Here is a 12,125-nt window from a genome sequence, read left to right on the forward strand (position 1 = left end):
ATACATTATTTAATCTTCTCCCCTTTTCCTATCGTATTCACAAGCAGGTCAAGCTTAATTCTTTCATTACCCTCCTGCAATGCAGCTACGGTAATTTTCGATTGGCCATTTGGCAAAGTCAGGCTAGGGTCAGACAATATTTCCTTTTGCTTTTTCCTGAATCTATCGGCCAGATACAGCGAATTCCCTTTCAATATTATAAATTCACTATCAGAAAATTTGTGGTCAATCAGGATCTGTTTTCCATTTGGCAGAACGATCTTGATTCCATTAACCTGTACATCTTTAGGCGTATGCACACGTACTGAAAATTCCAGGGGCTGGCTTTGAAATTCATTATTGATCTGATACGATTTCCCTGCTGAGGTATAAGGCTCATTGTCGAAACGGGTTTCGCCGACCGGATACAGCACAAAAGATTGCTGCCCTGTTTGTTCCAGGTGAAACTTATAGTTCAGGTCCTTCAGTTTTTCTTTTAATGCTTTGGAGAAATCCACTTCATTTCTCAGGTTTTCCCAGGTCCGGTAAGCCTTAAAGATGGCTTCTTTTTCCCCGCAGTTTTCTACCGATTGCTGACTTAAACCCAACATGTAATTTGCATCCCATCCAATCGATTTTGCCTGAAGATTTTCTGCATCATACATCGTCCATTCGCTGCCCAGGTTAATTATTCCGAAGGTAGCCGGAAGGTAACTGCTTTGAAAAACGTAGCGCATGTCTTTTCCTTCTATTCCCCATTTGTTCTTTACTGGGCTAAACATATGGTCTCCTCCACCGATATTACATACGCTCATGTAATGCCAGCTTCCTTCTCCAACCGCACTTCCCATGACGCGGAGCGATTTACCCCCGTTTTTCTTATAGCTTTCAAAAAGCCTCCGGAAAAAGCGCTTAAAGGAATATTCTCCATGTCCCTGATAAATGCAACTTTCCAATCCATCGAAATCGATGTAATCCATGCCACCATCTGCAAGCCATTTCCCATAAAAATCCCCATACACTTCCTGTAAGTTCATATCAGGAGCAAATCCATGGTAACAGTTGGGCTGTAGCTTCACAATCGTTGTACCCGAAGCAAAAGATCCGCGTGTTGTACCATGAAATCCCCGTTTCACCTTCAGGAAGGTATATGGTTTCGTCTCGGTGATGCCATTATATTCAATCAGTTCTTTACCGATCTTAAGTACATTGGTATGGTTTCCTTCCCATCCTCCAAATTCATTAAAGTAAGCCCGGTCTGCTACTGTGATGACCGTATCGGTTGGAGAAAGCGCTTTGGTGATCACCGTGCGCTGCATGATAGCCAGGCTATCGTTAGGTACAGGTGCCACATCGCCATTGCGTCCCGGCTGCAAAAACTCACAAAGGGTATGTAAACCCCAGCTTATGCCATTTTTCTGCATTAACGCACCAAAATCAGGAATGGTCATCGGCCCTCCGGATTTAAAGCTGACCTTATTGTTGGCCCATCTGTTTACCCGGTCAGGATAATATTCGCCCCAGCCTTCGTCCTGAACAGACTTAAGCCCAAGACGGTTCATATAATTCACCAGACTATCGTGTGAGCCGTGCCATGCTACATCAGGGCGATAAGCTTTGGGATCTTTCACCCATTTTCCATTGACCTCCGGATGTGGAAGCCCTTCTGCCAAAACAACTTTTTCTATCGTATTTAAGCCCAGCGAATCCGGACAGGCATACAAAGCCATTGCAGAACCAATAAATCCGGCATCTGTTGGCAGCACAAGCTGATATCTGGCAGAATTTACTTTTCCATCCATGTTATCAGGCAAAACCGGGAAACGGATCATTTGTTCCTTTCTCCTGTCTCTGGAATGCATGCAAATCGTAGAACCAAATGTCGGCTCAAGACGTGCCGCATTTCCATAATTCATTCTGTAATACTCCTCCGGATGCGAGTAGAAAGCCACATCATTATGGCCATCTCCACCAATGGTAAAGGTTTGTCCCTCTTTAAGGTGCGGAGGAAGCGGAAATTTTACCGGATCAGGAGAATGTATAAAATAATACATGAACGACATATCTCCACCTGTCGGTGGACCTCCCGTAGTATTGTCATTTAGCCCAAGCAAGCCTATCGCGAAATTGTCATCTCTGACTACACCGATCACATCCCCAATGGTTTTTGAAATGTTCGTTTTATAAGGTCCCCAGATGATGTTATCCACCTCTTCCTTTTTGGTCAAAGAAAGCAACTGAAACCTGTAGTATTCGTTTTTCTGCTCTGCTTTCAAGTTGGCAACCGCTCCGTTTTTAAAGTGGAGCACAATTGCTTTGCTTTTTGGATTATAAACCGCCTTTATAGGATGGATGATATCCCCCTGGCTATTGGAAAGGCTCATCAGTGCAGAGGAAAGTCCTTTCGGATGGTATTCCTTCTTCGTCCTGATGTCTTTAATCGAGGTGATAAAACCCTTGTTATCGATACCGATTGAGGAATAACGGTTTTTTAGTTGGATGGCCTGGGCATGTGTTACCATGCTGGAGCTCATTCCCATCATCAGGACCAGGAATATCCTGAGTAGCCGAACGCAATAATAGTTCATAATGTTTAGGTTTTTGCGAATTTTCGCGGTTTCATTTATTGGTGTGTGGTGTGTTTCCTCGCTTAAACTGATCAATACTCCAGACATAGCTCCCCCCCTTTTATCAATTCATTATGATCTATTCTGAAATCTTTGATCTGATCGCCATTAAAACTGATCGATTTGATCTGGTCGTCCAATGAATGACGGTTGATCACTTTTATTTTTATTTTCTCTCCGTTGCCCGGTCTGATCTCGATATTTTCAAACAGCGGTGAGGTAATTTCATAGGACGGTTCACCAACAACCAATGGAAATAAGCCCATGGCAGCGAAGGTATACCAGCCGCTCATTGTGCCATCATCTTCGTCCATTTCGGGTAAAAAGCCAACAGGATCGTTTTTAAATATTTTGCTGTAAATCGGACTCGCATATTCTGAATTTCCACCGTAAAGGTGTTTGATCTCTTTAGTCAGCAGGCTCGTTACTGTTTTCTGGGCAAGATCTGGTCTGCCCAGTCGATTAAAAATAAAAGGAGCATGAATCCCGACTTCATTTCCCTGATTGTAGAACTGATGGTCGAAATAATAAGCCAGTTCCTTTCCTAAAGTCAGCTTTCCTTCCGATGTTGAAGCCATTCTGTCCAGATATTGCGGCAATGCCCAGCGGTACTGCCATTTCGTACCCTGGTAAAGTCCGCTACTGCGCATTTTACCAAAAGAACCATCCACATTTTTCAGGTAAAGGTCCCAAACGTTGTCAAAAAGCTTTTTAGACTGCGCTCCATATTTTGCAGCATCAGCAGGATTACGTTCAATTTCAGCGATCTTTCCCATTGCCCAGAGGTCAATAGAGGCTTCGAGGATCTGGTCCGGGCGTTTGGTTTCCAAACTGTCTGCTTCCCTTTTTAAGCCAGGATAAGCTAAAGGCAAATCGATATCCGTAATTCCCTTCCGATAGGCATCCAGGAGTACCGATACCGTATGTTCCGTACGTACTGTTGGCGTAGATTCAAAGGCTGTAGCCCAGGGCTGTTTCCCATACACATATAAGCGGGACAGCGACTTACATATCCCCTTCATACTTTTAGGATCCAATAGCGTGATCAGGGGGAACTTGGTCCGGTAGGAATCCCACATCGACCATGAGCTATAATAGGTAAAGTCCTTTGCTTCCTGAACTGTACCATTGGTTGCAAAAAAACGCTGATCCCCGGAAGTCGTGTTTACCGGACTTAAAAAGACGCGGTATAAGGAAGTATAAAAAAGGCTACGGTGCTCATCCGTTCCTCCCGAAATCTTTACCCTTCCCAATAGATTTTCCCATTGTGCTGCTGCCTGGGATTTTACTTTGTTAAAGTTCAGTTTACTTAGCCTGTCGTTCTCCATGGCAGCCGTTTTGGTATCTATCGGCGACAATGCAATCCTGACTTCCAGGGGACGGCCATCTGCCGTACCAAAAGAAAATTCCAGTATCTTTTTTGTGCCGGATACCTTTTTAAAATCTCTGTTTGTCGTCAGGTCGAAGTATATTTTATACCTGCCCACATCGCAGGTCGTACCCGCCCATACATAACCTCTAACCGTTCTTGCCGATACGATTTCATAACTGGCGTCGTACACGGAATTGAATGCGGAAGCGACATTTAAAGTCATCAATGCCTCCCTGCCTTTCGGATAATGGTATCTTTCGACAGCCACCTGCTGAGTCGCGGTAAATTCAGTGGTCAGTCCATTAGTCAAACCTGTTTTATAGTAACCCGGACTGGCATATTCTGTTGTTTTCAGGATCTTCAAAGCCGAGTCTTTCGAACAAGGCTTAATGCTCAGGTTTCCTCCGTTTCCGCCACAGCCAATTCCTGATAAACGGTTTACCGAAAATCCTGAGATGGAATCCACAGCAAAGTCATAACCACTATGACTTCTTGGTTTGGAATCAGGGCAAACCCTGACCATCCCGTAAGGGACACATGCAGCGGGGTCTACCTGACCATTGTCGCCACTTGTACCCATAAAAAGGTTCACATATTTACCTACTTTCTGTGCATACAGGCTGCTGTAACTGCAAAATAAAGCGATAATGAGGAGGATTAAATTATTTTTTATGTTCATGATCAATACTTGTTTATTGCTGGGTTCCCCGGGTTACCCCATTCTCATTAAAGGCATCTACCCGGAAAAAATAGGGAACACCCTTATTTAATCCCCTGAGTTCCAGCGAAGGGTTGCCATATACCATGGCAGATTGATATAATTTATTTTTTGTATTTCCGAAATAAACGACATAGCCTGTCGCCCCTTTTATTGCCTTCCAATCCAGACGGGCATGACGGGTATCCTGAGCATCTCTTTGCACCTTGCAAGTCTTCACTGCTTCCGGCAATTTGCCAGTTCCTTTTCCAAAAATTCTTAATCCTGAGATAGAAAAATTCCCGTCTGGCACCTGGTAGTTTATCATCTTCACGTAACGGGCTTTAACCGCTTTATCCAGCACCTGATAATCATGCGTCACATCAGCTGTATTTTTTGACTGATCCACAATGCTGTGCCATTTCTTTCCATCTTCAGAGACGGAAATGGTATACTGATAAGGTTTAACGTGATCATTTGCTTTTAATCTGGCGCCTTCATCTGCAAAATTCACCTGGATCGCATGTATCGTGGAGGGCTTCTCCAGATCCATTTGCAACCACTCCCCCTTATTACCCGTTGAGGCCGCCCACCAGGTCCTTACCTCTTCATCACCAGCCAATTCCGGCTGATGTCCTGGCAGAGTCGAGGAAGCCGAAACCGGTTTGTGGTAAGACAATAACATCCAGCCTGGAAAAGTTGATTCCTTTTCAAAATTCATTTTACGGTTCGGCATCAATGATGGGTAATCCCCAAAAGCGGTATTGCAATGCAATTGTCCTTCCCGGTCGAAAAAGGCAGGGAACAATCCGACACGGCGTTCGAACATATGGCGGACAGAGATCGTCATCGTAGCCACATGCCAGTAATTGCCATATTTATCCTGAAATGTCGCCCCATGACCCGCACCGTTGATGAAACCACCGGGTTTGTAGGAAAAAGGACTGTTCGGCATATAGGTAAATGGGCCTAATGGCTTTTCAGCCACATAAACTCCATCTCCATAAACTTTAAACTCCGTTCCCGGTGAGGAATACTGAAGGTAATATTTGCCATTGTATTTGGTCATCCAGCTGCCTTCGTTCCAGCCTTCCTTTCCTCCATCGTTCTTTTCCCCCGCTTCTTCCCAGCCATGTTCCTTTGATTTGTGCCCGATCAGCACTTTAGCGCTGCCCAGGGTGTCCAATAAACGTTTAGGATCTAATTCTACCCCCCTGATCGGGTCACGGTTGGAACAACCATAATAAAGAAATACCCGGCCATCGTCGTCTTTAAACAAAGCCGGATCGGTCATAGAGACCTGGAATTTAGCATTATAAACCTTCCAGTTGTCTTCCAGCGGATTCAAATTATAATAGATCTTCCCGGCACCTCCGGAAGCCAGAAAAAACACCGTATCTCCAATCGTTTCCACTGTAGGTGCATAATCTTCTACCGGTAAAGTGACCGAGGGCCTGAAAGTCCAGTGGAGCATATTGTCAGCGTACCAATATCCACCCGACTTCGAGGCATAGAGAAAATATTTGTTTTTATACAAATGGATGACCGGATCGGCCGCTTCCCGGTAAGAAGAGGAATTGTCGTAGCTGAACCTGTAATTCAGGTTCAGCGGATTGCAAAAATTCTGATTCTTTTGTTGAGCAATTACGGGAAATTGAACTGCGATAATAAAGAAGCCCAACAGGCAGGCAACTCTTTTATAAAAATTAAAAACCATGTCCATAGCAATTGTTTCCTACTGTTTCATGTGAGATTTTACAGCACATTAGTCAGCAAAGCATCTTCCTTTATTCCAGGTGTTATGGCCTTCAATTTAAATGAGCTGGTTTGCGCTTTTACCGCCCCACCTAGTCCCAAAAATAAAAGGAGGTAAGTGATGGCTCTGAATGTGATATGATATTTCATTTTCTAATTTGAGGGAACAATTTCAGCAGCACGTAAGACCGCTCCGTTTTCGGTCTGGCGTAATCCGAATACCAATACATTCTTTTTCTGTTTTCCGAAATTCAACCAGCATTCCGGCAGGTAAAACTCCCGTTGAGGGCCTGCTTCCCAATGACGGCCTATATTATGTCCGTTCAGCCACATATAGCCATTTCCGGAAGCATTTAATTTCGCCATCCATGGAGTGGTACTATATTCCTTGCCTTCCGGGAAAGAGAACTCTATTCTATACCAGGTAAACAATCCTTTTTGTTCTCCTTTAGGCTGTACTTCATTTCCTTTCCGGGGAATCTCAAACTGTTCGTCCAAAGCAACGATTTTCCATTGATCAGATTTAAAATCAGCAGCGGTAAAACCTTTGGTTACCCCCGCAACATCTGCGGCCACTTCCCATTTCAATGGATGTGTGAGTAGCGTATCCACAGCAGAAAGACCGGCTGCTCTGATTCCGGCCAATTCTTCCATGGGAACATAGCCATGCGCATGCCCAAGATTCTCATATACCACTACAATTTCATTTTTTCCTTCCTTCAGTAAACCTGTCACATCAAATCTGTTGTCAAATTCATTAGGGCGAATGCGGGAATGGGCACCTCTGGTGATCCAGGTTTGTGCATCGGGTTTTTCAGGAAAAAGACGTTTGGCAATTTTACCATTCACTTTTGCCGTCACAATATCACGGGTGAACATATTGAACAACAACCGGTTTTCTTTAGCAAGATCCGCCGCATTCAACTGAACTTCCGAACGGTACAGACTGTAACGAAAATCATTGACACCGATATCGCTGAGCGATGCCTCTTTTGGAAGAGGCATCCATTTCGCCTCCGATAGAGGATCCTCCAGGCTCCTCGCAGTGCTGATACGAACCGATTTAGCCGTTGATTTAGGCTGCACCGGTTGTGCTGTCTTTTTTGGCCACCACACTCCCTGATCCGGACTTGCGCCGGGTGGGATCACCAACACCTCTGCACCCAGAGACGATAAGTTAAAATCAACCGTAACAGGAGCAACGGCTGCAGGACCTGCAGTATTGACATCAGTTGGTTTGATCAGCACTTTTTCGCCATACTGATTGATGTTGTACATCGGTTCAGTAGGCTTCGAACTGTTGCCCGGCAAAAGTGTGACCCTGCCCTGCATTCCCTGATCGGGATCTGAATTATGAAGAAAGACAAACTTTGTTCCATCAGCAGCAATACGAATCCCTCCAAAAAGTTTCTTTGGGGCATCCTTCAATTCACAAAGCCCACCTCTGGAGTGGAGCAGCTGTGAAGAATATCGGTTTACAAATTCACCAATCGCTTTCGCCGCGTAATATTTCTCCCCTAAAGCACCACTTTCCCGAATGGCCGCGTTGTAATCGTAAGTCGTGGTCATTCCGCGTGCACCCCATCCGGCAAAGTGTGTACCTCCAAAAAACATATAATAATTGATACCGGTTGCGCCACCTAACAGCGACATCATTCCAATTGCATTAAAATGACGGACATCCGATTCGTGTTCCTCACTAAGGCGCTGTGTCACCAGCGAAAACCATCCTCCCTGCAATTCTGTAACAAAACCCGGGGCATCAGGCTGACGTTTGCGGAGACCAGCCATCCTGCGGGCGCAACTCGCCGCATCAGTTAAACCAACATAATAGTTGTCGCAGTCAAACACCTGACCTAATTCCGCATCTTTACTCGCCCTGGTCTGACTGGTCAGACAGGTAAAAATAGGCACTTCTATCCCCTGTTTTTTAGCACTCCGATATAAGGCTTTCAGGAAGAGTTCTTTGTCCTTAGTCCCATGTGCATCGTATTCATTTTCGATCTGGAACAGGATGATTCCTTTCTGTCCCTTCTTTTTCCGGGTAATCTGGAATGGGGCCAGGACCTTTGAAACCGCATCGTTCCAATGAATCGACCATCGGATATGCTCCGGATCGGCACCACGCAACCAAAGTCCGCCAGTACCAGGCCCGAATTTGGCCAGCCAGCGGGGATAGCCCCCACCCGACCATTCTGCACATAAAAATGGTCCAGGACGTGTGATGGTATAAAGTCCGAATTCCTCATGCGCCATTTTTAACCAGGCTTTTAAATCCCGGAAATCAAATTTAGAGACATCATTGATGTTTGCAGGCATGGTTTGTTCATGCCAGTTCCAGGGAATATAGGTTTCCACAGTATTGAAACCTGCGGCCTTAATCTTCCGGAAACGGTCGCGCCACAGTTCCTGTGGACAGCGGAAATAATGAAAAGCAGCACTATAAATAAATACATCTTTTCCTTCAATGGTCATACAATCCCCGTTGTACCGGATGCGGTTTGGATATGGGAAATGTTTGACCGTATCCGATCTTAAATGCGAGTTGGCGGATTCCGCCATGCTCGCATCAACTGCTATAAATAATAGCAGTAGTGTAATAAAAACATTTTTTCTCATTTAGTGGTTCAGGTAACAATTTGTGTGTATGTGTGTGTTGTGTGTTTCCGTTTGATTATTTGATCAGGAACCAGCCATACCCTCCTGCAGGTATGGTTACGCTAAGAAAAGCTTCCTGCTTTCCATTGAGCTCCAGTATGGTTTCTTTACCATCCTGATCCGATATTTTAGCATTTCCTTTTAAACCGGTATAATAAAGTGGTACTTTCAGTTTTTTGGTGATCGCTTTGTCTGTCGGGTTAAAAACCGCCAGCATCCCTTTTTCCTCCAGTTGTGAATTGACATGCAGGATGGCATCCAGGTCTCTACCTGTAGGCCTTGAAACATGAATAATATCCGAGGTTAAAATTTCGCGATGTTGTTTAAACCAGTTTACCCATTTGGTCACCATTGCTTTGGTTTCAGGCGTATCATACAATCTATTGCCCCTTACGGTGAATTGGCAGCCACTCGCCAAATGCTGGAACAAGCCAACCTCATACCGGTCCAGATTCTGAGCCAACGGTTCAAGGCCTACCCTTGAATCATTGGTATAAAAACCTACCAGCTGTAATGTCATCCAACCCATTGTTGGGGTTTTATGCCAGGTACCATCATAGATATACTGACGGCCCAGCAACAATTGTTGTTGTGGCGTTAGATTGGCACTAGCCTCCCGGTAACCCATTCCCGTTGCGGTTTGACCATTTAGAAAATACCAGTCCGGAATAGGTGCATACATATTGCGTCTCTGAAGTTCATGAAGTACACTTACCTGCTGTTTCCACTGCTGCCATTGTGAATCATATAAATTGGTATGGTGCGCATGCTCCGTCGAAGCACAGACATCCCCATGATAAGGACCATCCATATTATAAGTCATTACGCCCGTTTTATCAAAAAACTCCCACATTTTCGGATAATACTCATCCTGCCATTTACTGGCGATACAAACACTTTGACCAAATAAGCTCCCAGGTTTATGGGTTAGCGGATCTATACAATCTACGTCCTTACCTCTTCCTCTGGAAGCCACCTGCAGCTCGTATCCACCCATCACGATTTTTTTGGCAGCAGCATAAGTGGAGATTTCCTTCCATAAGCCTACATAGTCTGCATCCAGCTTATCGTGAGAAATTCCCGGCCAGGCCATAATGTCAAGGCGTTCAAATCCCAATTCTCCCATCTGGTCGATAAAATTTTTCAGGTCCTTTCTATTGTGTGAAGTTATCCCGCCGCTAATCAGAGATTCTGTAACCTGTGGGGCCAGTTTCCGGTAAAATTTACGGTGTGCAAGGCTCTGGCGCTCGCGGTCATCGTCGTCGTGTAATAATTCAAATGTCGTAAATGAAGTAAATTGCTGATTGGATTTTAATGTTTCCGAAGGACCCATGGGAACGCGGCTCACCAATAGGTTATGGTGAGGAAAGCCCAGAAATTTATCTTCTGCCTGGTTATGGCTCGCCCAGGTATTGTAATCTTTATCGATTCTCCATGTCGTTGTAGATTGTCCGGTCTGATAGGCTGGTGGTACTCCTTTGTAATGCATCAGGGCGCCACCTTCCAAATCGGCATTCGCCAATGCGAAAGAGTAGTCGCTCTCGGTATGAATCCTTTTGATCTGATCCTGGTTTATGGCTAAAACTTCACATTCCGTTTCCCTTACCACGAATGAGGTTTTGGTATTATTGCTGATGGTTAACCATTTGGCAATCACCGGCATTCCCTCATATAACTCGTAATGAACAGTAATTTCTACGCCTGTCTGCCAATCGTTTTTATTCAGCGGCGCTTTATAATGCATCATCACATGAAGCCCTTTTGGCGGCCATTCCGCATGAACTGCATTATATTTTTGCTGCCATGGATAACGGGCAACAGGTGCAATGACTTCCAGACCCGTAAAGCGAAAAGCTGCAGGCTCGGCAATTAAGTCCTTATACCAGCGTTCCACCAGATATGATTTCTCCGGCTGGCCGCTTAGACCGCCGATATCATACCAGGTGCTGTCGATCATGACACGCGCCTCCGGCTTTATCGCCCTTAAAAACTGAGCATCATTGTATTCATTTTTAAAGCCAACACAAGCCAGATTTTCTGCCACATAAAACTCACGGCTCAATAATCCGTTCGTTAACAGCAATTTTGCAGAAAGACGGTCCGATTGCTTTTGCATCAATAGTTGTACAGGAGTTTTCACCGGATTCACCATCCAGTCTTTCGCATTTTCGGCAGCTGCCTGAGGGAATTCCGACACCTGTGTGATGGACTTATTTGCTGCAAGAGATGAGATCAGCGCCAGCTGTTGATCAGTGGCCTGTTTCTGCTTTTTAGCCATTTGTTTGCCATTGAAAAGCAAATGCTTAGCGGCATCGAACTTCAGCTTATTCAAGGTACTGATCCTTACTTCGTATGCCAGACCTCCAAAATAACTGGCTTTATTTAATCCTCCGATAGAGAAATTTGGACCCAGTGATTTCGCAGGTGCCAGTCCGGTCAGGACTTTAATCCCATTCGCCAAAACGGCCACAGACTTTCCGTCATTCTGCAAGGCGATGTGAATCCATTCGCCCGGAACCGCAGGTGCGATTGCCTTTGCTGCTTCCTGTCCATCTATAGCTACCGACCATTGATTTCCCTTTTGCCACAATACATATCCGTTCTTCTCATCACCATAAGCCAATGCAACCCCCTTATTTCTACCCGGGTCATTTGCGCCCTGACGGGCATTGGCCTGGAACCAGCCTTCGAGAATGAAAGACTCAGCAGCTTTACCAAAAGCAGACGATATGCTATATACACCACCATCTTTGAACAAAATGGCCCCCTCTCCGTTCATTTTTTTATCCGCTGGCGCATCCGCAAAAAATACCGGCTGCCCGCTTCTCTTTAAATCCTTGCCTGAACCGGAGAGATCTTTCAGCAGATCCGGGGAAGTTGCATAGGATATTTCACCCGAATGGCCCATGTTATAATGTGCGAGCACTTTTTGTTGTGCTTTTACCTGATTAAAAAGAAAAAGTACCGGAAGTAAGTAAGCGATACGCTTACTTACGTTTTTAAAAAACAGCATCAGAAAAGTATTCATTGTGGCTTT

Annotated in this window: 6 protein-coding genes; all 6 read right to left on the reverse strand. The window is 45.0% G+C overall.

Translation table 11 applies throughout. From position 1 onward, the window contains the following. Positions 1-5: 5 nt before the first annotated feature. The gene (locus BLQ87_RS13695; RefSeq protein ID WP_143010441.1) at positions 6-2,567 is read right to left on the reverse strand and encodes a hypothetical protein; all 2,562 of its coding nucleotides are present in this window, start codon (positions 2,565-2,567) and stop codon (positions 6-8) included. 71 nt (positions 2,568-2,638) lie between these two features. Then, entirely contained in the window at positions 2,639-4,657 is a 2,019-nt protein-coding gene (locus BLQ87_RS13700) for a glycoside hydrolase domain-containing protein (RefSeq protein WP_143010442.1), read from the reverse strand. A gap of 13 nt (positions 4,658-4,670) precedes the next feature. Further along, the gene (locus BLQ87_RS13705) at positions 4,671-6,392 is read right to left on the reverse strand and encodes a discoidin domain-containing protein (protein ID WP_074607929.1); all 1,722 of its coding nucleotides are present in this window, start codon (positions 6,390-6,392) and stop codon (positions 4,671-4,673) included. A gap of 38 nt (positions 6,393-6,430) precedes the next feature. Next, the gene (locus tag BLQ87_RS33775; RefSeq protein WP_172664911.1) at positions 6,431-6,580 is read right to left on the reverse strand and encodes a hypothetical protein; all 150 of its coding nucleotides are present in this window, start codon (positions 6,578-6,580) and stop codon (positions 6,431-6,433) included. 3 nt (positions 6,581-6,583) lie between these two features. Next, positions 6,584-9,049: a beta-galactosidase gene (locus BLQ87_RS13710; RefSeq protein ID WP_074607559.1), complete on the reverse strand. Its 2,466-nt coding sequence runs from the start codon at positions 9,047-9,049 to the stop codon at positions 6,584-6,586. Between the two features lie 55 nt (positions 9,050-9,104). Further along, complete coding sequence (locus BLQ87_RS13715) at positions 9,105-12,116, reverse strand: LamG domain-containing protein (protein WP_143010443.1); 3,012 nt, start codon at positions 12,114-12,116, stop codon at positions 9,105-9,107. Positions 12,117-12,125 lie beyond the last annotated feature (9 nt).

This window comes from Pedobacter steynii (assembly GCF_900103665.1).
Taxonomy (GTDB): Bacteria; Bacteroidota; Bacteroidia; order Sphingobacteriales; family Sphingobacteriaceae; genus Pedobacter; species Pedobacter steynii.